Here is a 25,288-nt window from a genome sequence, read left to right on the forward strand (position 1 = left end):
ACGAGGCCCTCTTGGCGCGCGGTGCACAGGCTGTGGATAGCCTGTGTGTTTTGTGATGAAAGTCAGGGGATTGTCAGGGAATCAGGCGGCGTGCGGCCCGTTCGAGCAGGGTTTCGTCGTCGAGCACTTCGCCCAGCACGGCCAGCCCGCCTTCGGGCAGGCGGCGGACCATGACCAGCGTGAATTCGCGGCCCGTTTCGGGCAGATCGTCGAGGCTGCGGATCGGCAGGGTGCGCAAGCCGGCTTCGAGCGCGGCGCGCGGATCGGTGCGCGCGGTCCCTTCCTCGGCCCGGCGCAGGCGCCGCTCGGCGGCCACCACGCCCTTGAGCCCGCCCGGCGTCTGGCCGAGAAACTGGCCCAGTTCCCCGCGCGAGAGGCCGATGCGGTGGGCATGGGCCAGCGCCGTGGCATATTCGGTCAGCCGGGTCTTGTCGTAGCTGGCCCCGAAGACGAGCTTGACCACCGGGATCAGCGGCGCGCGCGCCTGCATGGTCAAACCGGCATCGGCGAGCATTTCGGCGAAGTCCTCGGGCTCGGCCTCGGCGGCGAGGGCGAAATCCCAGGCCCGGCCAATCGCGGCATAGAGCGCCTGCCGGGTGCGATCCTCGCTGCCCAGCGCCAGTTCGGCCATTTCGCGTGCGCAGGCCAGCCAGTCGGCCAGACTGTCGGGTTCGGGTTCGGCCAGCCCTTCTGTCAGGCCGGTATTTCCAAACCCGGTATTCCCGAATGATGTGTCATCAAACGTTTCGAGCGCGGGCAGGATCTCGATATCCAGATCGGCCAGATCGAGTTCGGGGATCGCAAGGTTGGGGTCGAGATCGAGCGTGGGCGCGTCCCTTCCGCGTGCCGGGCCATCGGCCCAATGGGGAAGGCCGGAGTGTGGGAGACTGGAATTGGCCGCGAAAACCGGATTGGGCATCGCGGGCGGCACATGGCTGGACAGGGGGCCGGACAGATGGCCTGCCTCGACCGGATCGATGCGGGGTTCCTTGCGGCGCGGCTTCTTGGCGCTCAGCAACTGGCCGATTTCGGCCATGATCCCGTCGGTCGTGGCCTGATCGGCCAGTTCCTTCCAGTTGATCACGCCATAGATATAGTCGAGCCGGGTGCCGTCGGAGGAAAACGGCAGCAGGATGCCGCGATAGAGGATCGTGCGGTCGCGCTGGTTGGTGAATTCGGCCTCGAAGCCGATCGGGGCCTCGTTGGCGACGATCTGGAGATAGTGATCGGTGATCCGCGAGAGAATCGAGCGGCCCGGCACCTGGTTGAGGCGCAGGATCGTGTGCGGCGCTTCGCAATCGTGGAGCAGGTGTTCGCCGACATAGGCGATGGCCGGATCATCGAGCCCGGCATCGAAATGGAGCAGCACCGAATGATCGGCAAAGGCGGGCCAATGGCCGTCGAGCAGCGGCTTCACCAGCGGGAACGGGGTTGTCCCCAGCATGCTCGCCCAGAAATTGTAGGCGCGCACCTGCATGCGGCGTTCGTCGGTTTCGAGAACCGGCGGGGGCGTATCGTCGCCGTCGAATCCCGGACTGGCCCCGTAAGCGGCTTCGAATGCGTCGCGATCACGCGTTTCCTGTCCGACATAGTCGCGCATGCCATCCATGGCCGGTCCCTCGATGCCACTGCCTCAAGGGTTCCTTCTGGCGCAACATGGTGAAGAAGCCATTAAGTCGCGCCTTTGGAATTCTCCCATGATTTTCGCGCTATGCGGCGCGTTCGGCAATCGCGCGGGCCTTGGCCAGAGTCTTCTCGGCCATGTCGCGGTGGAGCCGTTCGACCATCCGCCCGTTCACGCGCAAGGCGCCCTGCCCGGCATTGGCCGGATCGGCAAAGGCGGCCACGATGGCCTGCGCCTGGGCCACATCCTGTGGCGAAGGCGCGAAAACGGCATTGGTGACAGCCAGTTGCGCCGGATGGATCAGGGTCTTGCCGTCGAACCCGAAGGCGCGGGCCTGTGTGCATTCGGCCTCCAGCAGGGCCGAATCGTCGATCACGTTGCACACGCCGTCGATCACGACGAGGCCATTGGCGCGCGCGGCCAGCACGGCGGCGACCAGCACCGGCACGAAGGCGGCGCGGCCCGGTTCCTGCGCCATGCCGGTGTCCTTGGCCAGATCGTTGAGGCCGAGCACGAAGCCCGACAGGCGCGTCGAACCGGCCATGTCGGCGATTCGCTCGATTCCGAGCACGGCGCGCGGGGTCTCGATCATCGCCCAGAGCCCGACCGACGGCCGATAGCCGAGCCGGTCCATCGTGCCCGACAGCGCGGCAATATCGGCGGCATCGCTGACCTTGGGGACGAGAATGGCCTCCGGTTCCTGTTCCGGGAGGCTATCGGCCAGCGCGGCCAGATCGGCCTCGCCCCAGGGGGTGTCCATGCCATTGATCCGGGCGATCAGGCGGCGATGGCCAAAGCCGCCGGCGCGGATCTGGGCGGCCAGTTCGGCGCGGGCCTGTGCCTTGAGATCGGGGGCGACGGCATCTTCGAGATCGAGGATGATGGCATCGCAATCGAGGCTGCGGGCCTTGGCCAGGGCGCGGGCATTGCTGGCCGGCATGTAGAGCACCGAGCGCAACGGGCGCGAATCGTCGATCAAGTCCTGTCTCCTCTCATCAGCGCGGGCCGGTTTGGAGGAAGATCAGGCCGACGGCGAGACGGAATTGGCCTTCGGCATGCATTCCGGCCGATGACCAATTCCGGCTCGCCCGGTTTTCAGACGGTGAAGCTTTCGCCGCAGCCGCAGCTGCCCTTGGCATTGGGGTTCTGGAACACGAAACCGGCCTGGAAGTCGTCTTCCACCCAGTCCATCGTGCTGCCCACGAGGTAGAGCACCGAGGCCCCGTCGATGAAGAACGTGCCGCCCGGCGTCTCGATCTTCTCGTCCATCGGGTTGGCCGCATCGACATAGTCGACCGAATAGGCCAGCCCCGAGCAGCCCCGGCGCGGGGTCGAGAGCTTGACCCCGATGGCCCCTTCGGGCGCGCTCGCCATCAGGGTGGCGATGCGGTTTTCCGCCGAGGGGGTGAGGATCACCGCGGCGGGGCGCGCGCGGGTGCGGGTGGTGGTTGCGGTCATGGCTCAGAGCATCCCGAGTTCGAGCTTGGCGTCGTCGCTCATCTTCTGCGGGTCCCACGGCGGATCCCAGACGAGGCTGACTTCGGCATCGCGCACGCCGGGCACCGCGCCCACGCGCAGTTCGACTTCACCCGGCATCGATTCGGCCACCGGGCAATGCGGGGTGGTCAGCGTCATCGTCACGGCGACATGGCCGTCCGCGCTCACGTCGACGCCATAGATCAGCCCGAGGTCGTAGATATTGACCGGGATTTCGGGGTCGAAGATGTCGCGCAGGGCGGCGATCACGCCTTCGTAGATTTCCCCGCCCGGCGCGCCGGGGTCCTGCCCCTGCGGCTTTTCGGCGAGGAAGCCCGAGAGGTAGTCGCGCTGGCGCGGGGCTTCGGGTTCATCCTTGGGCTCGGGAATGTCGTCGACATGGGCGCGGCGGGGGGCTGCGACCGCATCGACTTCTTCGACAGTAAAGCGGGGGGTATCGGCCGTCATCCGAAGATCCTCAAGGTTCGCTCGATGCCGCGCACGAGGGCGGCGACATCGCTTTCATCGCTGTAGATGCCAAAGCTGGCGCGCGCCGTGGCGGGCACGCCCAGATGGTCCATCAGGGGCTGGGCGCAGTGGTGCCCGGCGCGGATGGCCACGCCTTCCTCGTCCAGGATCGTGCCCAGATCGTGGGGGTGGACCCCTTCGAGGGTGAAACTGACGATCCCTGCGGCATCTTCCGGCCCGAACAGGCGCACCGCGTTGAACGACCGCAGCGCCTCGCGCGTGGTGCGTACGAGCGCGGTTTCGTGGGCATGGATCGCAGGCAAGCCAATGGCCTGCACATAATCGACCGCCACGCCAAGGCCGATGGCCTCGACAATGGCCGGGGTGCCTGCCTCGAACCGCTGGGGCGCGGGGGCGAAGGTCGTGCGCTCGAACGTCACGCGGTCGATCATCGCGCCGCCGCCCTGCCACGGGGGCATCGCGTCGAGGATGTCGGCCTTGGCATAGAGCGCGCCGATGCCGGTCGGCCCATAGAGCTTGTGGCCCGAGAACACGTAGAAATCGACGTCGAGCGCCTTCATGTCGAGCGCGAGGCGGGGAACTGCCTGACAGCCGTCGATCAGGATCTTCGCGCCCACGCCATGGGCCAGCGCGACCGCGCGGGGCGCATCGAGCACCGAGCCGAGCACGTTCGAGACATGGCCGAAGGCGACCAGCTTGTGCGCCGGGGTCAGGATGCGCTCTGCTGCGTCGAGGTCGATCCGGCCATCGGCGGTCAGCGGGCAGACATCGATTTCGATGCCCGTCCGTTCGCGCAGCAATTGCCAGGGCACGATGTTCGAATGGTGTTCGAGGGTCGAGAGCAGCACGCGGTCACCGGCCTTGAGATTGGCCAGACCCCAGGTCTGCGCGACGAGGTTGATCGCCTCGGTCGCGCCGCGCGTGAACACGATTTCGCCCTCATTGGCGCCGATCAGGCCCGCGACCTTGCGGCGCGCAGCCTCGAAGGCCAGCGTCATCTCTGCCGAGCGGGTGTAGACGCCGCGATGGACGGTGGCGTAATCGACCCCGATGGCGCGGGTGACCGCGTCGATCACCGCCTGCGGCTTCTGGGCGGTGGCGCCGGTGTCGAGATAGTGCCAGCGCGTGCCGTCCGCGCCGGTGATCCCCGGCCAGTCGGCAGCGGCGGTCAGCGGGGCGAGTCTGGTTTCGCTCACAGCAGGTCCCCCAGCGCCTGAAGCGCCGCCTGGGTCAGCACGTCCTCTTCGGGCGCATCGACGAAGGCTTGTGCGATGAAGGCCTGAAGCATCAGCTTCTTGGCTTCTGCCGGGGGCAGCCCGCGCGATTCGAGATAGAACAGGCCCATCGCGTCGAGTTCGCCCACCGCGCAGCCATGCGCGCACTTGACGTCATCGGCATAGATTTCCAGCTCGGGCCGGGCATTGGCCGTCGCCGTGCGGTCGAGCAGCATGGCGCGGATCGACTGTTCGCCATCGGTGCCCACGGCCCCGCGATCGACGACCACGCGGCCCAGATAGGTGCCCGTGGCGTGCCCGGCGAGGACCGAGCGGACGACCTGGCTCGACACCGCGTCCGGTTCGGCATGGACGACTTCGGTGACGATCTCGGCGGTCTGTTCGCCGCCTGCCAGTTGCGCGGCGCCCAGATGGAAGCGCGCGCCCCTGGCCAGCCGCACCTTGACCGCGATGCGGCCATAGGCGCGCCCGGCGTTGAGCAGGCGCAAGTCGAAGCTGGCGCCCGGTTCCAGTTCGATCACCAGATCGCGCGCCGCCGGGCCCTGTTCAGCCAGCACGACCGAGAGGCTCTCGCTCTGGCCCGCAGCCACCCGCACGGTCTGTGTGGGCAGCGGCCAGAGCGTGGCGAGCGCGGCCAGATCGGCATAGCGAAATGCCTCGTCTGCGCGTGTGGGAAGGAGCGCCGCGGTGGTCACGCGACCGCCTCGTAGCCATGCTGTTCGAGTTCGAGCGCGAGTTCCGGCCCGCCCGAGCGGACGATCCGGCCACCGGCCAGAACGTGGACGAAATCGGGCTTCACGTAGTCGAGCAGGCGCTGGTAGTGGGTGATCAGCAGCACGGCCTTGTCGGGGCGGCGCATGATCGCGTTGATCCCTTCGCCGCAGATGCGCAGCGCGTCGATGTCGAGGCCCGAGTCGGTCTCGTCGAGGATGGCCAGCTTGGGGTCGAGGATGCCCATCTGGACCATTTCGGCGCGCTTCTTCTCGCCGCCCGAAAAGCCCACGTTCACCGGGCGCTTGAGCATGTCCATGTCCATGCGCAGCAGATCGGCCTTCTCGCGCGCGAGCTTGAGGAAGGCGCCGCCCGAGAGCGGCTCTTCCCCGCGCTGCTTGCGCTGGGCATTGAGCGCCTCGCGCAGGAACTGGACGTTGGACACGCCGGGGATTTCGACCGGGTACTGGAAGCCCAGGAACAGCCCGGCTGCCGCGCGTTCGTGCGGGGCCATGGCGAGCAGGTCCTGCCCGTTGAAATCGACAGAGCCGCCGGTCACGTCATAGCCGGGGCGCCCGCCCAGCGTATAGGCCAGCGTCGACTTGCCCGCGCCGTTGGGGCCCATGATCGCGTGGATCTCGCCCGGATTGATGGTCAGCGACAGACCCTTGAGGATGGCCTTGCCGGCGATTTCGTTGGAGAGGTCACTTATCGTCAGCATGGCAGTTCCCGGTCGAGCAAGGGGCAAGAAAAGCGGCGCGGTCTTCACCGTGAAGCGCGCGCCCGGATGGGGTGGCAGCAGGGGGTGTCGGCACAATCATCCGACCGACCCTTCGAGGCTGATGCCGAGCAGCTTTTGCGCCTCGACCGCGAATTCCATCGGAAGCTGCTGGAGCACTTCCTTGGCGAAGCCGTTGACGATCAGCGCCACGGCCTGTTCCTGATCGAGCCCGCGCTGCATCGCATAGAACAGCTGGTCGTCGCTGATCTTGCTGGTCGTCGCTTCGTGCTCGATGGTCGCCGAGGGGTTCTTCACCTCGATATAGGGCACCGTGTGCGCGCCGCAGTCGCCGCCCAGCAGCAGGCTGTCGCACTGGGTGAAGTTGCGCACGCCTTCGGCCTGCGGGGCCACGCGCACGAGGCCGCGATAGGTGTTGTTCGAATGGCCCGCGCTGATCCCCTTCGACACGATGGTCGAGCGGCTGCGCTTGCCGTTGTGGATCATCTTGGTGCCGGTGTCGGCCTGCTGGAAATTGTTGGTGACGGCCACCGAATAGAACTCGCCGACCGAATCCTCGCCATTGAGGACGCAGCTCGGATACTTCCACGTGACCGCCGAGCCGGTTTCCACCTGCGTCCACGAGACCTTGGACCGCGCGCCCTGGCACAGCGCGCGCTTGGTCACGAAGTTGTAGATGCCGCCCTTGCCTTCCGCGTCGCCCGGATACCAGTTCTGGACGGTCGAATACTTGATCTCCGCGTCGTCGAGCGCGACCAGTTCGACGACCGCCGCGTGAAGCTGGTTTTCGTCGCGCTGGGGCGCGGTGCAGCCTTCGAGGTAGGACACATAGGCGCCCTTGTCGGCGACGATCAGCGTGCGTTCGAACTGGCCGGTGTTTTCCGCGTTGATGCGGAAATAGGTCGACAGCTCCATCGGGCAGCGCACGCCCTCGGGGATGTAGACGAAGGTGCCGTCGGAAAAGACCGCGCAGTTGAGCGCGGCAAAGAAGTTGTCGTGCATCGGCACGACCTTGCCCAGCCAGCGCCGGACCAGTTCGGGATATTCGCGGATCGCTTCGCTGATCGAGCGGAAGATGACGCCCGCGGCTTCCAGTTCCTTGCGGAAGGTGGTGGCCACCGAAACGCTGTCGAACACCGCATCGACCGCGATCTTGCGTGCGCCCTCGACACCGGCCAGCACCGCCTGCTCAGCCAGCGGAATGCCCAGCTTTTCATAGACGCGCAGGATTTCGGGATCGACCTCGTCGAGCGACTTGGGGCCGTCCTTCTTCTTGGGCGCGGCCCAGTAATAGGCGTTTTGATAGTCGATCGGCGGGATGTTCAGCTTGGCCCAGTCGGGCATGGGCAGGGTCAGCCAGTGGCGATAGGCCTTCAGGCGCCATTCGAGCATCCACTCCGGCTCGTCCTTCTTGGCCGAGATGAAGCGCACGGTGTCTTCCGAGAGGCCCTTGGGGCCATATTCCTGCTCGATGTCGGAGACCCAGCCGTGCTCGTACTCGGCCACGCGGGCAGCAGCCTCGCGCGCGGCCTGATCCTTGACGGTGTCCTCCCGAACGGGGGTTTCGTTGATCGTTTCGTCGGTCATGCAGGCAACTCGGCAGGTACGGGGGCGACCATCGCGGCAGCCCCGGGAGAGGAGACGGGGGTAGAGGATGTGGGGCGGGCAAGCTGGACCAGCGACACCCCGGACAGAGCGCCCCGCAAGGCAGCGTCCACCGCGGGCCAGTGTGGCCGGACCGAACAGGCACCCTCAAGCGTGCAATCGCCGCGCCCCTGCCCGCTGCATGCGGCCATGGCAATCGGGCCTTCCACAGCTTCGATGATGTCCGCGAGGCTGATCGCGGCGGCGGGCCGGGCGAGCTTGAGCCCGCCGCGCGCCCCGCGCACCGACTTGAGCAGCCCGGCGGCCGACATCTTGCTGACCAGCTTCTGGACAGTGGGGGCCGGAAGGCCGGTTTCGTGGGCGAGCTGCTGGGCCGAAAGCAGCGAACGGTCGGCGCGATGGCAGCCGCAATGGCGCGCCGCCGCGCACATCATCACCACCGCATAGTCTGCCATGCTCGACAATCGCATCGCACCGCTCGCGCCATGAACCAAGGGAACGGTCAAATCAGACCGAATCGTTCCGGTTATCTAGGCGCGTGCCTTCGCACTTGCAAGGCGCGCTTTTGGCCTCAGATTCGAAAGCCGTTTTCCCGATTTCGGGCCAAAAGGGCTGGCCAAAATGTCTGTGCATCGCGGGCAAGGCTTGGCATAGCCCCTGTCATGTCCGCTCTGGCTGCCCCGATGGTTTCCGCGCTGGTTTCCGCTGTCGCGATGACGGTCATCGTCGCGGTGCGCTATCTGGCCGCGAGCGGGATTTTTGCCTGGCTCACCGCGCGCAGGGCACCGCGTGCCATGCGCATTCCGTCCGGCCAGATTCGGCGCGAGATCGGGTGGAGCCTGGTCGCCAGCGTGATCTATGGCCTTCCTGCCGGGATCATCGCCTGGGGCTGGCAGGCCCATGGCTGGACGCGGATCTACCACGATCCCCATGACTGGCCGCTGTGGTGGATGCCGGTTTCTGTGCTGGCCTATCTGCTGCTCCACGATGCCTGGTTCTACTGGACACACCGCTGGATGCACCGCCCGCGCGTGTTCCGCGCGATCCATGCGATCCACCATGCCAGCCGCCCGCCCACGGCCTGGGCGGCGATGAGCTTTCACCCGGTCGAGGCGGCAATCGTCGGGCTGTTCATCCCGGCCCTCGTCTTTATCGTGCCGATTCAGGCGGGGATGCTGGCGCTCGTGCTGGTGATCATGACGGTCATGGGGGTGACCAACCACATGGGCTGGGAAATCTTCCCGCGCGCGCTGGTGCAGGGCCGCGCGGGGCGCTGGCTGATCACCGCCAGCCATCACGACCTTCACCATGCCCGCTATGCCTGCAACTATGGCCTCTATTTCCGCCACTGGGACCGCTGGTGCGGCACCGATGCGGGCCTGACCCGCGATTTCTGAAAAGGCGTTTGATGCGAAATGCGCCGAAAGAGGCGAATTTCGGTTCGGCACCGGCCCGCTCCCCCACCCGGCCTCCCTACGATAGTACCCTATGGGAGGCCGGGTGGGGGAGCGGGCCGGTGCCGAACCATCCGAAACGACAGTTTCGGATCAGGTCATCAGAGCGAGAGGAACAGGCCCGCCAGCGCCGCGCTCATCAGGTTCGAGAGGGCGCCCGCGCACAGGGCCTTCAGGCCCAGCCGGGCGATCACCGGGCGCTGGTTCGGGGCAAGGCCACCGGCAACCGCCATCTGGATCGCGATCGATGAGAAATTGGCAAAGCCGCATAGCGCGAACGTGACCAGCGCCACGGTATGCGCCGAAAGCGTCTTGGCCTGCTGGAGGTCGATGAAGCCGACGAATTCGTTGAGCACGATCTTGGTGCCGAACAGGCCGCCTGCGGTCAGCGCCTCGTTCCAGTCGGGCGCGCCCAGCAGCAGGAATAGCGGGGCGAAGACCGGCGCGAGGATCTGCTGGAACGTCAGCCCAGGATGGCCGACCTGCCCCCCGATCCAGCCCAGAATGCCATTGGCCAGCGCGATCAGCGCGACGAAGGCCAGCAGCATGGCCCCCACCGCGACCGCCAGCCTGACCCCGGTCTGTGCCCCTTGTGCGGCGGCCATGATCAGGTTGGCCGGGCGCTGTTCTTCGGGGGTATCTTCCAGCTCGGGCTTTACGTGGGGGTTGGTGATCTGCGCGTGCGGGTCATTGTGGTCGAGCACGGGCAGGTCGATCACATGGGGCATGTCGGGCATGATCAGCTTGGCCATTAGCACGCCGCCGGGCGCCGACATGAAGGCGGCGGCCACCAGATAGTCGATCCGCACGCCCAGCCCGGCATAGGCAGCCAGGATCGTGCCCGCCACGCCCGCCATGCCCACGCTCATCACTGCAAAGACCTGCGAGGGTGTCAGCGAAGCCAGATAGGGCCGGATCACCAGCGGCGATTCGCTCTGCCCGACGAAGATGTTGGCCGCCGCGCACAGCGATTCCACCCGGCTGATCCCGGTGATCTTTTCCAGTGCCCCGCCGATCCAGCGGATCACCAGTTGCATCACGCCCAGATAATAGAGGATCGAGATCAGCGCCGCGAAGAAGATGATCGGCGGCAGCACCGCGATGGCCACGCTCTTGCCGCCCATGTCGGGCCGGGCCAGATCGCCGAACACGAATTCGACCCCGGCGTGCGAATAGGACAGCAGCGTCTCGACCGCATGGGCCGCCCCCTGAAGCGCGGCCTTGCCCGGCGGGAAGCTGAGCACGAGGGCGGCAAAACCGGCCTGGAGCGCAAAAGCGGGCACGACCACCCGCAAGCGAATCGCGCGGCGATTGGACGAGAGCAGGAACGCCAGGGCAAAGAGCAGCGCCATGCCACCCAGACTGGAAAGGATATGCATGGCGGGAAGGCCAACTCCGCTGTTTTGAAGGTCCGAACATGCGTTCCTAGCCGGGTTTGGGGCCGGGACAAAAGCGGGGATGCGCCGTTTCCTGCAAAAAATTGCAACCGGGGCACGCAACCGGAGCCCACAAGGGGGCCCGTGACGCATTATTCACTTCAATTTCACGTCAGGGGGGCTAAGGCGCTTGTCCATCATGGCCACCAATATCGACCAGACCGACTCCTATCGCACCAGCATGCTCGCCAAGGCGGAAACGCTGACCGAGGCGCTGCCCTATCTCCAGCGCTATGCGGGGAAGACTTTCGTGGTCAAATATGGCGGCCACGCCATGGGCGATCCCGAAGCCGCACACGATTTTGCCGAAGACATCGTGCTGCTCAAGGCGGTGGGCATCAATCCGGTGGTCGTTCACGGCGGGGGCCCCCAGATCGGCGCCATGCTCAAGAAGCTGGGCGTGGAATCGAGCTTCGTCGACGGCTTGCGCGTGACCGATGCGGCCACCGCCGAAGTCGCCGAGATGGTCCTTTCGGGCAAGATCAACAAGGAACTGGTCGGCTGGATCGCGGGTGCGGGCGGCAAGGCCATCGGCATCTCGGGCAAGGACGCCGGGCTGGTCACGGCCACCAAGGTCGAGCGCACGACCAAGGATCCGGGCAGCAATATCGAACGCGCGGTCGACCTGGGCTTCGTGGGCGAGCCGACCGAAATCGACCCGACGATCATCCACACGGTGAGCGCGGCGGGGATCATCCCCGTGATCGCCCCCATCGGCGTTGGCCGCGACGGCCACACCTACAACATCAATGCCGATACCATGGCGGGTGCCATCGCGGCCAAGCTGGGCGCCTCGCGGCTGTTCCTGCTGACCGACGTGCCGGGCGTGCTCGACAAGAACAAGCGCCTGCTGACCGACCTGACCCCGGAAGACATCGCCGGGCTCACCGCCGATGGCACGATCAGCGGCGGCATGATTCCCAAGCTGGAAACCTGCGTCCACGCGGTCGAGGCCGGGTGCGAGGCGGCGGTCGTGCTCGACGGGCGCGTACCCCATGCGATGCTGCTCGAAATCTTCACCGCGCGCGGTGCGGGCACGCTGATCCACCGCTGAGAGGCTGGAACCAAAGGCGGTGCGGCGCGTGGTAGAGACCATGATCCATGCCCGTCCGCGCTCCGCTGCCCTGTCGATTCTGGCCATTGCCCAGACTATCGCTCTGTCGGGGTGCGGGGGGCACGAGGCCGCGCCAGCTCCCTCCTCCCCCTCGCCCGAGGCGCGTTCTGCGTCCGATGCGGCGGAGATGACCCCGCCGCCCTGGCTGGTCTCGCCCGCCTCGCTGGCCGCGCACGAGGATGCCCCGGCAGCCAGGGCAAGCGCGCCTGTTCCTTCGGCCTCCCGCGATCCGGCTGTCGTCGCACGGGCCTGGGCCGATGCGGTCGAACAGCGTGACTGGGCGCTGGTGCGCGCTTTCTGGGGCGAGGGCGGCACGCGCAGCGGGCTTTCGCAAAAGGCCTTCGCCGCGCGCTGGGGGCAGCTTGTCCAGCCCCGCGTGACCCTTGAGGCGGGGCAGCAGGAAGGCGCGGCAGGTTCGCTCTACGATACCGTGCCTGTCACGATCATCGACGGCGCCCATCACTATCGCGGGCAGATCGTCCTGCGGCGGGCCAACGATGGCCTTGGCGCAAGTGCGGAGCAGATGCGCTGGCATATCGAGAGCACCACTTTTCCCTTTTGAACCCTCCCTTTTGAACATGAGATTTCCTAATCGGCCTTTCGCCGGTTTCCCCCGCCCTGCGCAGCGCCTAGGAGTCTGATTCGAAATTCGCCGAAGAGGCGAATTTCGGTTCGGCACCGGCCCGCTCCCCCACCCGACCTCCCATAGGGTACTATCGTAGGGAGGCCGGGTGGGGGAGCGGGCCGGTGCCGAACGATCCGAAACGACAGTTTCGGATCAGACGCTAAGGGCGGCCCATCGGCGAAACCTGATCGGAACCTGAAAGCGGCAGGAGGCATGCTCCCGATTGCCCTTCGGGGGTGGCCTGGGGTAAGGCACGGAGGAAACACAGCAGAAACGGCGGGTTTACGTGCTCTACGCTTTAATCGTCATCATCGGACGGCTGATGGACATCTTCCAGATGGTCATCATCATCCAGATCGTTCTCGGGCTGTTGATCAGCTTCAACGTGGTCAACCTGCACAACGATTTCGTGGCGGCGATCTGGCGGGCGCTCAACGTGATCATCGAGCCGTTCCTGCGTCCCATCCGTCGCTTCATGCCCGATACGCGGCCCTTCGATCTTTCGCCGATGGTGCTGTTGTTCGGCCTTTGGGCAGCGCAGATGCTGCTCATCGGGCTTGGACAGTCGATGGGGGCCCTGGTGTGAATCAAGTTGATGTGAGCGCAGATGTGATGAATTCCGACGTGAAGTTGGCCGATGTGATCGACGGCAAGGCCTTTGCTGCGGGCCTGCGCGGGCGCATCGCCACGCTGGCAGCCCGGTTCGAGGCGGAGGCCGGGCGCAAGGCGGGCCTTGCCGTGGTGCTGGTGGGCGAAGACCCGGCCAGCCAGGTCTATGTCCGCTCCAAGGGCAAGAGCACGATCGAGGCGGGCATGGCCAGCTTCGAGTACAAGCTCCCCGTAGATACCGACGAGGCCACCCTGCTCGCGCTGGTCGAGCAGCTCAACGCCGATCCGGCGGTCGACGGCATCCTCGTCCAGCTTCCCCTGCCCGCCCATCTCGACGAGCAGAAGGTGATCGCCACGATCAGCCCCGACAAGGATGTCGACGGCTTCCATGTCACCAATGCCGGGCGCCTTGCGGTCGGCCAGCCCGGCTATGTGCCCTGCACGCCGCTGGGCTGCCTGATGCTGCTCAAGGACAAGCTGGGCAGCCTTTCGGGCCTCGAAGCGGTAGTGATCGGGCGCTCGAACATCGTGGGCAAGCCGATGGCCCAGCTCCTGCTGGCCGAAAGCTGCACGATTACCGTCGCGCACAGCCGCACGCGCAACCTGCCCGAGGTGGTCCGTCGCGCCGATATCGTGGTGGCCGCCGTCGGCCGCCCGGAAATGGTCAAGGCCGACTGGATCAAGCCGGGTGCGACCGTGATCGACGTGGGCATCAACCGCGTGCCGGGCGCCGTGGAAGGCAAGACGCGGCTGGTCGGCGATGTCGCCTATGAAGACGTCCGTCATGTCGCCGGGGCGATCACCCCGGTTCCGGGCGGCGTGGGGCCGATGACCATCGCGGTCCTGCTGCGCAATGCGCTGGTGGCTGCCTACCGTCATGCCGGGCTGGAACTGGCGCCCGACGCGATCTGAATGATGGGCTGAATTTTTGCCCGGTCCCGTTGCGGGGCCGGGCAAGAGCGCGCTTGCCCGGCCCGGTCCATGCGATAGAACGGGCGCCATGCAGTTTCGTGTTTCCGGCGCGCTGGCGCTCACCCTTCTTTCCGGTCTGGTGTCCCTTGGTGGTCTGGTCCCTTGTGCGCAGGCGCAGGCGATCCGCTTTGTCGCCAACCCCAGCGCGCTGATCGCCGCCGACATCGCCACGACCCATGCCATGGAGCGCAGGGGCTGGGGCGAGGGTCTGGCCGAGACGATGGCGAAGGACGCGCAAGTGCTTTCGCCCCCGCGCGCACTGGCCGAAACGGCCCTGCACGATCTTCCGCATGGGGAAGCCCCCCACTTGCGCCAGCCCGATGGCGCCTGGATCGGCTGCGACGGCACCTATGGCGTCACGCGCGGGCGCTGGAGCGCAAAGGACGCGCAAGGGCAGGAAAGGCTGGGGGGCTGGTATGCCACCGTCTGGCAGCGCAACCTCAAAAAGGGCTTCTATCGCTGGAGCCTCACCCTTGAGGCGCCGACCGCGCAGGCGCTCCCCGCGCCCGATTTCCTGACCGGTCTCGTCGCCGATTGCCCGGTCCGCCGCCCGCGGACCGAGGCCGAGCAGCTTGCCGATCTCGACGCGCCGCGCCCGCCCAAGCCCAAAAAAGGCGCGCCGCCCCCGATGCGCCCGCTTCGCGCCGCGCTTCCGGCCGAAACCACCCCCGCCGGGGCCGACACCACGCAGGGCCAGTCCTATGACGGCACGCTGGCCTGGCGCGCGACCGTGCTGCCCGATGGTGGCCGCCGCTTCCGTGCGTGGATGTGGAAGGACGGGGCGATGCAGGAAGTCATCCACCTCGATGCCGCGCCTCCGCGCAGTGGCACCCCCAATGTTACCGTGGGAAGCTGACCTTCATGTTCCACTTGTTCCTTTCGGCCTTCACCACGCTGTTTCTGGTGATCGACCCGCCCGGCTGCGCGCCGATCTATGCCGGGCTGACCGCCGATGCCAGCCCCACCCAGGCCCGCCAGATGGCCGTGCGTGCCTGCATCATCGCCACGCTGATCCTCGTCGTCTTTGCGCTGTTCGGCGAAGCCCTGCTGGGGGCGCTGCACATCGAACTGGCCAGCTTCCGCATTGCGGGGGGGATCATGCTGTTCCTGATCGCGCTCGAAATGGTCTTTGAAAAGCGCACGGGCCGCCGCGAGGAGCGCGCCGAAAAGGTGCGCAATGCCCAGCCCCATGTCGAGGACGTGTCGGTCTTCCCGATGGCCATGCCGATGCTGGCCGGGCCCGGCTCGATCGCCTCGATCATGCTGCTGACCGCCCGCGCCCACGGCACCGAGGAAACCGCCGTGGTCCTCGCCGCGCTGGGTGTGGTCATGCTGCTCAGCCTCATTGCGCTGGTGGCGGCAACGCCGATCATCCGCGTGCTGGGCAAACAGGTGGAAGCCGTGGTCACCCGCCTGCTCGGCGTTCTGCTGGCGGCGCTGGCCGCCCAGTTCGTGATCGACGGCCTGCGCACGCAGTTCTGAACGCTCGCTGGCATACCGGGCATAGCCACCAAAGCTGCCCTATACCCCTTCGTCATTCCCGCGCAGGCGGGAATCCAGCGTCTTGCCTTGTTTGCACGAGCAACCGTCGGAACTGGATCCCCGCCTGCGCGGGGATGACGAAAAAGGGAGCAGCGCACAGTGCCTTTATTGGCAAGCCTGGTGCTTCTTCCCGCAGTTCAGATCGCCCCCGGACGCAGCGCCATCAGGCCGCGCAGCCGCGCGCGGTAGGCCGCCAGTTGCGCCGGATCGACCGCGCGGGTGCGGGCGATCATGCGGACCGACGAAGGATCGACGGCCTGCCCGCCGCGATAGAGTTCGTAGTGCAGGTGCGGCCCGGTCGAGAGGCCGGTCGAGCCGACATAGCCGATCACCTGCCCCCGGCTGACATGGGCGCCCGGCGCCACGGCGATGCGGCTCATGTGGCCATAGCCGGTGCCGATGCCCCCGCCATGGTCGAGGCGGACATATTCGCCATGCCCGCCGTGCCATCCGGCAAAGCTGACGGTGCCATCGCTGACGGCGTGGATCGGGCTGCCCCAGGGCGCGCCGATATCGATCCCGGCGTGGAGGCGGGTAAAGCCCAGAATCGGGTGGAAGCGATAGCCGAAGCCCGAGGTGACATGGCCCGCGACCGGCGCGACCAGCAGCCCGGAGTCGCTGCTGTCGGTGGCCTGTCCCTTCATCGTTTCGGGGCTGAAGAAGGCGCCATCGTTGCCCCAGCGCAGCAATTGCGCGCGCGGGTGCCCGTCGCGGCTGATCCCGGCATAGAGCAGGTCGCCCATCTCGCCCTGCCCGTCGGCGGCGCGGCGATAGGAGACGATGATGTCGAATTCGTCGGTCGGGGCGATGTCCTCGAAGGGGAGCGCGGAATCGATCGTGCGCAAGTAGTCCTGCACGATATTCGGGCTGACCCCGGCGGCGCGGGCCGAGCGGTAGAGGCTCGATCCCACGATCCCGGTCAGCCGCAGCGGCGCCACGCTGACGGGGATGGGCTGCTTGTGGAGGACCAGCGCGCCGCCTTCGCGGCGCACGTCGAGCGCGAGGTCGAAGCGCGCGCGCAGGCTCAGGCTTTCGAGCGGGCGCGGATCGAGCGGCCCGGCGTGCGGGCCCAGAACCATCTGGAAACGGGCTCCGGGGGCCAGATGACTGTTGGGCTGGCTGTCCGGCAGCGCCTGCGTGATCAGGGACGCGGTCCGTCCCGCGTCGGACTGGGTCAGCCCGGCGCGTTGCAGCATGCCTGCGATGCTGTCGGATTCGCCCAGCGTGGCGGTCATCGTGATGCTGGCCCGTTCGGGCGCGGCGGCGAGGTGGACCACGCGGGGGCCTGCCGCGAAATGGCGCCCGTTGACCGCCCCTTGCGCGAGCGGGCGGATGCCTTGCGCGGCAAATTCACCGGCGATCTGCTCGTCGAGCGCGGTCAGCGGCGCGGCGCGCAGCGGGGTGAAGCTGGGCCAGAAGGCAAGGGCAAGGCCCGCCAGCACGGTGCAGGTGGCCGCGCCATGAAACCAATGGCGGCTGCCGATGTCCTGCCCGAGGTCGTGGCAGCGCAAGGTGCGGGCGGCGGCGCGCTCGATGCGCAGGCACAGGGCCAGCCAGCGGCGGGCAAGCGGATGGGACGATTGCCGCCATGGGGCCGATAGCGCTGGCGGCGGGGGGAGCGCGTGAACCGGACGCGCGGCGGGGGCCAGCCTCCGGCTGCGATGCTGTGCGCCGGGGCCAAGCGTGCCGGAGACAGCACGGCCAAAGACGGGGCGCGGGCCCCCAGCCCCGCTGGCCAGCGTACCAAAATCCGAACCGGGCCTGTTGAAAGGGGCACTCATGGCCTGTCCCTGCCGGATCGGGGGTTAAGACCCCGTAAAATCGCGGATCAGGCCGGGATTGGGGTCAACTGTTGGCCTCGCGTTTCAGGTCGTAGAGCAGGTCGAGCGCGGCGCGCGGGGAGAGCGCGTCGATGTCGAGCGCGTTGAGCTTGTCGCGCAGCGCGTCGACTTTCTCCTCGGCGGCCTCGATGGCGGCGGCGAACAGCGGCAGGTCGCCAAGGCCGGCGGCCAGGCCCCCGGTGGCCGCGCGGCCCTTTTCCAGCTTGTCGAGCACGGCGCGCGCGCGCTTGACCACCGCATCGGGCACGCCCGCCAGCCGGGCGACGGCCAGGCCATAGGACTTGTCGGCAGGCCCCTGCGCCAGTTCGTGGAGCAGCACGAGATCGCCCTTCCACTCGCGCGCGCGGACATGGTGGAGCGAGAGCGCCGGGCAGGTTTCGGCCAGACGCTGCATCTCGTGGTAATGGGTGGCAAACAGGCAGCGGCAGCGGTTCACCTCGTGGACTGCCTCGGCCACGGCCCAGGCCAGCGCGAGGCCATCATAGGTCGAGGTGCCGCGCCCCACTTCGTCGAGGATCACGAAGCTGCGTTCGCCCGCCTGCTGGAGGATGGCGGCGGTCTCGACCATCTCGACCATGAAGGTCGAGCGCCCGCGCGCGAGGTTGTCGCTCGCGCCCACGCGGCTGAACAGGCGGTCGACGAGGCCCACGCGCGCGCTCTGCGCGGGCACATAGGCCCCGGCTTGCGCCAGCAGCACGATCAGCGCGTTCTGGCGCAGGAAGGTCGATTTGCCGCCCATGTTGGGCCCGCCCACCAGCCACAGCCGGTCGGTCGCGGCCAATGTGCAGTCGTTGGCGACAAAGCGTTCGCCCGCCTTGGCGAGCGCCGCCTCGACCACCGGATGGCGCCCGCCTGCAATGGCCAGCACCGGTTCCTCGACGACATGGGGCAGGCACCAGCCGCCCTCGATCGCGCGCTGGGCATGGCTGGCGGCCACATCGAGCCGGGCGAGCGCGGCGGCGCTGGCGGCGATACCCTCGCGCGCGGCGCTGGCCTGCGCGATCAGGTCTTCGAAATGGGCTTCCTCGGCGGCGAGGGCATGGCCGCCCGCCTCGGCGATGCGGCTGGCTTCCTCGTGGAGGGCGAGCGCGTTGAAGCGCACGGCCCCGGCCATGGTCTGGCGATGGGTAAAGCCCGAGTCGGGCTGCATCAGCCGGTCGGCATGGCGCGCGGGCACTTCGATGAAATAGCCCAGCACGCCGTTGTGGCGGATTTTCAGCGCGGCAACGCCGGTTTCGTCGCGGTATTTCGCTTCGAGCGCGGCAATCGCGCGGCGCGAATTGCCCGAGGCCGCGCGCAAGGCGTCGAGATCGGCGTCATAGCCTTCGGCGATGAAGCCGCCCTGCCCGCGTTCGGTCGGCGGGGTGGCCACGAGCGCGCGGGTGAACAGGTCGACCAACGCCTGATGCCCGGTCAGACGGGGCAGCAGCGCGCGGGCAAGATCGGGGCGATCGTCGCGCGCGGCGAGCACATCGTGGAGCGCCTGCGCCTGGGCAAGGCCATCGCGCAATTGCCCGAGATCGCGCGGCGAACCCCGTCCGGCCACGACCCGGCCCAGCGCGCGGCCCAGATCGGGCACCGCGCGCAAGGCGGCGCGCAAATCGTCGCGCAGCAGCGAATCCTCGGCCAGCCATTGCACCAGCGCCAGCCGCGCGCCGATCATCCCCACATCGAGCAGCGGCGCCGACAGGTCTTGCGCCAGAAGACGCGCGCCCGCCCCGGTCACGCAGCGGTCGACCGCGTCGGTCAGGCTGCCCGCGCGGGTGCCGCTGGCTGAAACCAGCACTTCGAGGCTGGCCCGCGTCGCCTCGTCCATCGCCATGTGCGCGTGGCCCCCGCGCGCCACCGGGGGCAGCAGGAACGGCAGGCGCCCGCGCCCGACATGGTCGAGATAGGCGATCAGCCCGCCCGCCGCCGCCAGCATCGCGCGCGAAAAGGCGCCGAAGCCGTCGAGCGTGGCGACGCCATGGATGTCGCGCAGGCGCGTTTCGCCCGCCGCGCTGTCGAAGGTGCGGCCCTCGCGAGTGACCGCCTCGGGCGGGGCCATGTCCCAGTCCTGCGGGCAGACCACTTCGCGCGGGGAAAGCCGGGCGAGCGCGGCGCCGAGCGTCTGCGCGGTGCATTCCTCCAGTTCCATCGTGCCGGTCGAAATGTCGCAGGCGGCCAGCCCCAGGCTTTCGCGCAAGGGGCAGATTGCCACCAGCACGTTGGATTCGCGCGGGTTGAGCAGGGCTTCCTCGGTGAGCGTGCCTGCCGTCACGAAGCGCACGATGTCGCGCGCGACGAGCGCCTTGGAGCCGCCGCGCTTTTTGGCTTCCTCGGGCGTTTCGACCTGTTCGGCAATCGCCACCCGGCACCCGGCGCGGATCAGGCGGGCCAGATAGCTTTCCGCCGAATGGACCGGCACCCCGCACATCGGGATCGGCGCGCCGCTATGCTCGCCCCGGCTGGTCAGCGCGATGTCGAGGATCTGCGCGGCCTGCCGGGCATCGTCGAAGAACAGTTCGAAGAAATCGCCCATGCGATAGAACAGCAGGCAATCGGGGGCCTGATCCTTGAGCGCGAGATATTGCGCCATCATCGGCGTGGGAGCAGCAGGAGTAGCAGACATGGAGGCGGGGCTAGCCCATACGCCCCGGTTTCTCAAATCATCCGTCCCGGATATGAACAATCCGCCCGTGCAGTTTTGGCGCCGTTCCTGCCCGCTCCCTTTTGCGGGCCATTCGTGCTATGGGCGCGACCCAAGGCATCACGAAGAGGCTTATGCAGGTTCCACAAGGCCGGTCCCGGTTCGGGCGGTTTCATCTCGATTGGCGCGCCGGGGGGCTGCCCTGGCTGTCGATTCCCGGTCTGATCCTCGGCACTTTGCTGATCTGCATGCCGTTCGTGCTGGTCGAAGTGCCCCCGCTGGTCGACGTGCCGGGCCACATGGGTGCAGCCGCGATCGAGGCGGCCAGTCCGGCCAGCCCGCTGGGCAAGTACCTGGGCTGGAAATGGGTCTTCACGCTCAACATCGGCGGCGACGTGCTGATGAAGGTGCTGGGCGCGCAGTTCGGCATTCTGGCGGCGGGCTGGTGGAGCACGGTTCTGGCCACGGCGCTGTTTGCCGGGGGGGCGCTGGCCACGATCCGCATGGCCAACCCGCGCGGCGGCCATGGCGCGCCCTGGGCGATGATGTTCGTGTTCAGCTTCCCGCTGCTCACCGGCTTCCTCAACTATATTCTGGGTACCGGGCTTTCGCTCACGATGTTCGCGGCGGCGATCTGGCTTGAGGATCGCCCGCGCCTGCGCGCTGCCGTGCTTGTCGTGGCCCAGCCGCTGGCGATGCTGTGCCATGCCATTGGCGGGCTTTTGCTGGCCATTCTGATCGCCTCCAACGCCTTGGGCCGCGAGATGGACCGCCTGCCTGCGGGCTGGTGGCGGCGCAGCCAGTGGCGCACGGTTCTCTCCACGCACGACTGGAAGGCGGCCTTGCGGCGCCTCGTCGTGCTGTGCTGGCCGCTTCTGGCCACGGTGGTCACGATCATTTTGTGGAAGCTGCTGTCGCCTGCCCCGGTGCGCAGCCTCAACACCTGGCGCTGGGACCAGAAGGGCGAGTTCCTGTGGCTTACCTTGCGCGACCAGTCGTTCTGGCTCGACGCGGTGACGACGGTTGCCACTTTTGCGCTGCTGCTGGTCGGGCCGTTTCTGGGCGGGCGCTGGAACTGGCAGCGGGGCCTGCCCGGCCTTGCCGTCGCGGTGCTCTATGTGATCATTCCCAGCGACATCAACGGCAGCGCCTTTGTCGACGTGCGCCTGCTGCCCCCGGCCATGATGCTGCTGCTCGGCCTTCAGGACTGGAGCGGCGCGCCTGCCCGGCGTGCGAAAGCCATTGCGCTGGCGGGGCTGGCCCTGCTGGGCCTGCGCACGGTCGTCACCGCCGCCAGCTTTGCCGACTATGCCGACGATTTCCGCCAGCAGTTGTCGGCGCTCGAACATATCCAGCCGGGCAGCCGCGTGCTCACTTTTGTCGAGCATTCATGCATCGAGGAATCCTGGCGCAACACCCGGCGCGACCATCTCGCCAGCCTTGCGAGCGTCTATCGTCAGGCCTGGGTGAACGACAACTGGGCGATTCCGGGCCTGCACATGGTGGTCCCCCGGTTCCGCCCGGCGCGCAATTTCGTTGCCGATCCTTCCGAATTCGTGTGGTCGCGCGGGTGTCAGGGCGGGCGGCTGCGTTCGGTCGATTCGGCGCTGCGGTACGCCCCCATCGAGCGGGTGGACTATGTCTGGCTGATCGACACCGGGCTGCCGCGCAACCCCGATCCGCGCCTGCGCCTCGTCTGGCAGGAAGGGCGCAGCCTGCTCTTCGCCGTGCGTCCGCTCGGCTTCCCGACATGGCGCCCGCGCGATAACTGATCGCGCGGCGAGGACTCATAAAAAAGGGCTCATGAAAAAGGGCGCCGTGGCTTTGGCCACCGGCGCCCTTTCCGTATGGGATGAACCCTCTGGAATCAGATGAGCCCGGCCAGCGGGCTGGAGGGATCGGCATAACGCCGCGTGGCCATGCGCCCGGCCAGATAGGCGTCGCGCCCGGCCTCGACGGCGGCCTTCATCGCGCGGGCCATGCGGATCGGGTCTTTCGCTTCGGCAATGGCGGTGTTCATCAGCACGCCGTCGCAGCCCAGTTCCATCGCCACGGCGGCATCGCTCGCCGTGCCCACGCCCGCATCGACCAGCACCGGCACTTTGGCGCCTTCGACGATCATGCGGATCATCACCTTGTTCTGGATGCCAAGGCCCGAGCCGATCGGTGCGCCCAGCGGCATGATCGCGACGGCACCGGCTTCTTCGAGCTGGCGCGCGGCAATCGGGTCGTCGGCGCAATAGACCATCGGCAGGAAGCCTTCCCTGGCCAAAGTCTCGGTCGCGCGCAGGGTCTCGCGCATGTCGGGGTAGAGCGTGCGCGCCTCGCCCAGGACTTCCAGCTTGACCAGATCCCAGCCGCCCGCCTCACGCGCGAGGCGCAGCGTGCGGATGGCGTCTTCGGCGGTGAAGCACCCGGCGGTGTTGGGCAGGTAGGTGACCTTTTTGGGGTCGATATAGTCGGTCAGCATCGGCGCCTTGGGGTCCGAGACATTGACCCGGCGCACCGCCACGGTGACGATTTCCGCGCCCGAAGCGGCCAGCGCGGCGGCGTTCTGGGCAAAATCCTTGTACTTGCCGGTGCCCACGATCAGGCGCGAGCGGAACGTGCGGCCTGCCACCGTCCATGTGTCGCCGGAAGCCGTGTCATCGCTGGCCGGGGCATCGTCCTGCCCGCCGCCCACGAAATGGACGATTTCGAGCACGTCGCCCTCGCCCAGCGCCACGTCGGCAAGGGTCGAACGGGGCACGATGGCGCCATTGCGTTCGACCGCCACTTTGGCGGGATCGAGGTCGAGACTGCGCACGAGATCGGCGATCGAGCCGGGCGCGGCGCGGCGCGGTTCGCCGTTCAGGGTGATCGAAAGGGCGGACGGTGCGGGGTTCGTGGCCATGGCTGGTGCTTTAACGCAGGGAAAAACAGGCGCAAGCCGTTCAACAATCGCAGGTCGTCGAACAGGACCCCCGGCGCATGTTGACGATATGGGCGCAGGCCACCAGCAGCACGCCCGCAATGGTCAGCACGGATTCGGCGCTCCCGTGGCCGACCAGAACCGCCGCCGTCATCAGCGCCAGCCCGGACAGGCCCAGCACCAGTGGCAACCGGTGTCCATGGCGCAGCGCGCCCATGCCGATCGTGGCCGCCCCGATCACGATGGCGAGGATCAGGCCGATGTGATGGATTTCCGGGTTGAGCAGCACGCCCCCGCCCAGCCCCAGCACGCCCACGAGGAACAGCCCGGCAAGGCAGTGGATCATGCACAGCCCGGAGAGGATCACCCCGAAGCGATCGAGTCGGCTGCGCAAGGCGAGGAGGGCCTGGTTCATGGGGTCCATATATGTAACGTTGTATCATCATTCAAGGCGCTGGATGCGCGATCCATCTGTTCCCTGTATTTCGGTTCCTTGGGCCGGTTCCAAATGTCCACTTGTCAGGCGCGGTGGCTGGCCGCACATGCCGGTTCATGACTTCTGCTTCCCCTTCTCCCTCGTCACTTTCCCCCCTGTCACTCGCGCGCTGGCTTCTGGTCGTGGCGATCATGATCGTGGGCATCGTGGTCGTCGGCGGGATCACGCGATTGACCGAGTCGGGTGTCTCGATCACCGAATGGAACGTCGTGTCGGGCACCCTCCCCCCGCTGACCCAGGCGCAATGGCAGGCCGAATTCGACGCCTATCGCCAGACCCCGCAATATATCCTCGTCAACGGCCCGGCGGGGATGACGCTGGCCACCTACAAGTCGATCTTCTTCTGGGAATGGGTCCACCGCCTGCTCGCGCGCACCATCGGCATGGTCTTTGCGGTGCCGCTGGCGTGGTTCTGGCTGCGCGGGCGCATTCCGGCGGGCTACAAGCCGCGTCTTCTGGCGCTGCTGGCGCTGGGCGGGCTTCAGGGCGCGGTGGGCTGGTGGATGGTCAAGTCGGGGATCGTCCACGACGTGAAAGTCAGCCACTACCGGCTCGCGACCCATCTGGCGGTAGCCCTGTTCACGTTGGGCGGGATCGTGTGGACGATGCTCGACCTGCGGGCGCTGGCGCGGGGCGAGGCGCGGTCCCGGCTGACCGGGCTGGGCACGCTGGCCCTCGCGATGCTGGCCTTGCAGCTGGTCTATGGCGCGCTGCTGGCGGGCCTGCGCGCGGGCGTGGTGGCCGGGGCGGGCTGGTTCTCTTGGGATGCCTGGCCGCTGATGCAGGGCAATATCTGGCCCGATGGCGTGGACTGGGCGGCAGGCGCGTTCCATGCGCTGACCAGCGATCCCTATCTCGTCCATTTCTTCCACCGCACATGGGCCTGGGCGGTCGTGGCGGTGCTGGTGGTCGTCGCGCGGGTGCTGCGGCGGAGCGGCCAGCGGCGGGTTTCGGTGGCGCTGCATTGCGCGTTCGGCATGCAGGTCGTGCTGGGCATCGCGACGGTGTGGAGCGGGGTGGCGATCGGACTGGCGGTGCTTCACCAGCTGTGCGGCGCCGTGCTGCTGGCCTGCACGGTGTGGGCGGCCCATGCGCTGGGACGCCCTGCCCGGCGCGGATAAAACGCGCCGGCAAGACGGGGCAAAATTGCGAAGGTATTATTTTACCTCCACGCAAAACCCCCGGTTTGCTTGACTCTCCGGGCCATTTGCAACAAAGGCGCACTCCTTCACCCCGTGTGTGTCAGGATTCTTCTGGTGCGTGACGTGGGTACCCCATTATCCAGGGAACCGAACCAGCCATGAAGGCTCTCAGCAAGGTCACCCGGTCGATCAAGCCGGCCGAGGTGGAAAAGAAGTGGCATCTGATCGATGCCGAAGGCCTGGTGGTCGGCCGTCTGGCCGTCATCATCGCCAACCATCTGCGCGGCAAGCACAAGCCCAGCTACACGCCCCACGTCGATTGCGGCGATCACGTTGTCGTGATCAACGCCGACAAGGTCCGCCTGACCGGCAACAAGCTCAAGGCCAAGACCTATTACAAGCACACCGGCTATGCCGGCGGCATCAAGGAAGTCACCGCGGACAAGGTCCTGGGTGGTCGTTTCCCCGAGCGCGTGCTTGAAAAGGCTGTCGAGCGCATGATCCCGCGCGGTCCGCTCGGTCGTGACCAGATGCGTGCCCTGCACCTCTATGCCGGCACCGAACACCCGCACGGTGGCACCCAGCCGGTGGCGCTCGACGTCGCCTCGATGAACCGCAAGAACAAGGTGGGCGCATAA

Annotated in this window: 24 protein-coding genes; 10 read left to right on the forward strand and 14 right to left on the reverse strand. The window is 67.4% G+C overall.

Features of this window, described 5'->3' with window-relative positions; translation table 11 throughout:
- Nucleotides 1-73 precede the first annotated feature (73 nt).
- The 9 genes from SBI20_RS11180 to SBI20_RS11220 form a co-directional block, all read right to left on the reverse strand.
- Nucleotides 74-1,609: a PAS domain-containing protein gene (locus SBI20_RS11180; protein ID WP_317975107.1), complete on the reverse strand. Its 1,536-nt coding sequence runs from the start codon at nucleotides 1,607-1,609 to the stop codon at nucleotides 74-76.
- Between the two features lie 100 nt (nucleotides 1,610-1,709).
- Nucleotides 1,710-2,603, reverse strand: coding sequence for an HpcH/HpaI aldolase/citrate lyase family protein (locus tag SBI20_RS11185; protein ID WP_317975108.1), 894 nt, complete (start codon nucleotides 2,601-2,603; stop codon nucleotides 1,710-1,712).
- A 116-nt stretch (nucleotides 2,604-2,719) separates the two neighbouring features.
- The gene (locus SBI20_RS11190) at nucleotides 2,720-3,082 is read right to left on the reverse strand and encodes a HesB/IscA family protein (protein ID WP_317975109.1); all 363 of its coding nucleotides are present in this window, start codon (nucleotides 3,080-3,082) and stop codon (nucleotides 2,720-2,722) included.
- A 3-nt stretch (nucleotides 3,083-3,085) separates the two neighbouring features.
- On the reverse strand, nucleotides 3,086-3,568 hold the full coding sequence (locus SBI20_RS11195; protein ID WP_317975110.1) for an SUF system Fe-S cluster assembly protein: 483 nt from the start codon (nucleotides 3,566-3,568) through the stop codon (nucleotides 3,086-3,088).
- Entirely contained in the window at nucleotides 3,565-4,761 is a 1,197-nt protein-coding gene (locus tag SBI20_RS11200) for a cysteine desulfurase (protein WP_317976115.1), read from the reverse strand. Before SBI20_RS11200 ends, SBI20_RS11195 begins: the two co-directional genes overlap by 4 nt.
- Before the next feature lie 20 nt (nucleotides 4,762-4,781).
- Nucleotides 4,782-5,519 carry a SufD family Fe-S cluster assembly protein gene (locus tag SBI20_RS11205; RefSeq protein WP_317975111.1) on the reverse strand — a complete coding sequence of 246 codons (738 nt, stop codon included), beginning with the start codon at nucleotides 5,517-5,519 and terminating at the stop codon, nucleotides 4,782-4,784.
- Nucleotides 5,516-6,256 (reverse strand): Fe-S cluster assembly ATPase SufC, encoded by a 741-nt coding sequence (gene sufC / locus SBI20_RS11210; RefSeq protein ID WP_317975112.1) that lies wholly within the window; start codon nucleotides 6,254-6,256, stop codon nucleotides 5,516-5,518. Before sufC ends, SBI20_RS11205 begins: the two co-directional genes overlap by 4 nt.
- A gap of 96 nt (nucleotides 6,257-6,352) precedes the next feature.
- Entirely contained in the window at nucleotides 6,353-7,861 is a 1,509-nt protein-coding gene (gene sufB, locus SBI20_RS11215; RefSeq protein WP_317975113.1) for a Fe-S cluster assembly protein SufB, read from the reverse strand.
- Nucleotides 7,858-8,349 carry an RrF2 family transcriptional regulator gene (locus SBI20_RS11220; protein WP_317975114.1) on the reverse strand — a complete coding sequence of 164 codons (492 nt, stop codon included), beginning with the start codon at nucleotides 8,347-8,349 and terminating at the stop codon, nucleotides 7,858-7,860. Before SBI20_RS11220 ends, sufB begins: the two co-directional genes overlap by 4 nt.
- A 192-nt stretch (nucleotides 8,350-8,541) precedes the next feature.
- Here SBI20_RS11220 and SBI20_RS11225 point away from each other — a divergent pair, with 192 nt between their 5' ends.
- Nucleotides 8,542-9,276 (forward strand): sterol desaturase family protein, encoded by a 735-nt coding sequence (locus tag SBI20_RS11225; RefSeq protein WP_317975115.1) that lies wholly within the window; start codon nucleotides 8,542-8,544, stop codon nucleotides 9,274-9,276.
- A 158-nt stretch (nucleotides 9,277-9,434) separates the two neighbouring features.
- Here the strand turns inward: SBI20_RS11225 and SBI20_RS11230 are convergent, their stop codons facing one another.
- Complete coding sequence (locus tag SBI20_RS11230; protein WP_317975116.1) at nucleotides 9,435-10,712, reverse strand: NupC/NupG family nucleoside CNT transporter; 1,278 nt, start codon at nucleotides 10,710-10,712, stop codon at nucleotides 9,435-9,437.
- Between the two features lie 196 nt (nucleotides 10,713-10,908).
- On the opposite strand from SBI20_RS11230, the gene argB reads away from it, so the two are divergent.
- From argB to SBI20_RS11260, 6 genes are all read left to right on the forward strand, one after another.
- Nucleotides 10,909-11,823: an acetylglutamate kinase gene (argB, locus tag SBI20_RS11235; protein WP_317975117.1), complete on the forward strand. Its 915-nt coding sequence runs from the start codon at nucleotides 10,909-10,911 to the stop codon at nucleotides 11,821-11,823.
- Nucleotides 11,824-11,851: 28 nt separating this feature from the next.
- Nucleotides 11,852-12,445, forward strand: a complete 594-nt coding sequence (locus SBI20_RS11240) for a hypothetical protein (RefSeq protein ID WP_317975118.1) — start codon at nucleotides 11,852-11,854, stop codon at nucleotides 12,443-12,445.
- A gap of 349 nt (nucleotides 12,446-12,794) precedes the next feature.
- Nucleotides 12,795-13,094, forward strand: a complete 300-nt coding sequence (locus tag SBI20_RS11245; RefSeq protein WP_317975119.1) for a YggT family protein — start codon at nucleotides 12,795-12,797, stop codon at nucleotides 13,092-13,094.
- A gap of 44 nt (nucleotides 13,095-13,138) precedes the next feature.
- Entirely contained in the window at nucleotides 13,139-14,029 is an 891-nt protein-coding gene (gene folD, locus SBI20_RS11250) for a bifunctional methylenetetrahydrofolate dehydrogenase/methenyltetrahydrofolate cyclohydrolase FolD (protein WP_411911559.1), read from the forward strand.
- Nucleotides 14,030-14,117: 88 nt separating this feature from the next.
- Nucleotides 14,118-14,945, forward strand: a complete 828-nt coding sequence (locus tag SBI20_RS11255) for a hypothetical protein (RefSeq protein ID WP_317975121.1) — start codon at nucleotides 14,118-14,120, stop codon at nucleotides 14,943-14,945.
- A gap of 5 nt (nucleotides 14,946-14,950) precedes the next feature.
- On the forward strand, nucleotides 14,951-15,571 hold the full coding sequence (locus SBI20_RS11260; protein WP_317975122.1) for a MarC family protein: 621 nt from the start codon (nucleotides 14,951-14,953) through the stop codon (nucleotides 15,569-15,571).
- A 197-nt stretch (nucleotides 15,572-15,768) separates the two neighbouring features.
- On the opposite strand, the gene SBI20_RS11265 is transcribed toward SBI20_RS11260, so the two are convergent.
- On the reverse strand, nucleotides 15,769-17,412 hold the full coding sequence (locus tag SBI20_RS11265; protein ID WP_317975123.1) for a M23 family metallopeptidase: 1,644 nt from the start codon (nucleotides 17,410-17,412) through the stop codon (nucleotides 15,769-15,771).
- A 64-nt stretch (nucleotides 17,413-17,476) separates the two neighbouring features.
- Complete coding sequence (gene mutS / locus SBI20_RS11270) at nucleotides 17,477-20,083, reverse strand: DNA mismatch repair protein MutS (protein WP_459349870.1); 2,607 nt, start codon at nucleotides 20,081-20,083, stop codon at nucleotides 17,477-17,479.
- A gap of 152 nt (nucleotides 20,084-20,235) precedes the next feature.
- On the opposite strand from mutS, the gene SBI20_RS11275 reads away from it, so the two are divergent.
- Entirely contained in the window at nucleotides 20,236-21,873 is a 1,638-nt protein-coding gene (locus SBI20_RS11275) for a hypothetical protein (protein ID WP_317975124.1), read from the forward strand.
- Between the two features lie 95 nt (nucleotides 21,874-21,968).
- Here SBI20_RS11275 and thiS read toward each other — a convergent pair whose 3' ends face one another.
- Together thiS and SBI20_RS11285 are read right to left on the reverse strand one after the other, a co-directional pair.
- The gene (gene thiS / locus SBI20_RS11280) at nucleotides 21,969-22,994 is read right to left on the reverse strand and encodes a sulfur carrier protein ThiS (RefSeq protein ID WP_317975125.1); all 1,026 of its coding nucleotides are present in this window, start codon (nucleotides 22,992-22,994) and stop codon (nucleotides 21,969-21,971) included.
- Between the two features lie 40 nt (nucleotides 22,995-23,034).
- Nucleotides 23,035-23,427 carry a MerC domain-containing protein gene (locus tag SBI20_RS11285; protein WP_317975126.1) on the reverse strand — a complete coding sequence of 131 codons (393 nt, stop codon included), beginning with the start codon at nucleotides 23,425-23,427 and terminating at the stop codon, nucleotides 23,035-23,037.
- 137 nt (nucleotides 23,428-23,564) lie between these two features.
- On the opposite strand from SBI20_RS11285, the gene SBI20_RS11290 reads away from it, so the two are divergent.
- Nucleotides 23,565-24,629, forward strand: a complete 1,065-nt coding sequence (locus SBI20_RS11290) for a COX15/CtaA family protein (RefSeq protein ID WP_317975127.1) — start codon at nucleotides 23,565-23,567, stop codon at nucleotides 24,627-24,629.
- A gap of 179 nt (nucleotides 24,630-24,808) precedes the next feature.
- Nucleotides 24,809-25,288: a 50S ribosomal protein L13 gene (rplM, locus tag SBI20_RS11295; protein ID WP_317975128.1), complete on the forward strand. Its 480-nt coding sequence runs from the start codon at nucleotides 24,809-24,811 to the stop codon at nucleotides 25,286-25,288.

The organism is Novosphingobium sp. IK01, assembly GCF_033242265.1.
Taxonomy (GTDB): Bacteria; Pseudomonadota; Alphaproteobacteria; order Sphingomonadales; family Sphingomonadaceae; genus Novosphingobium; species Novosphingobium pituita.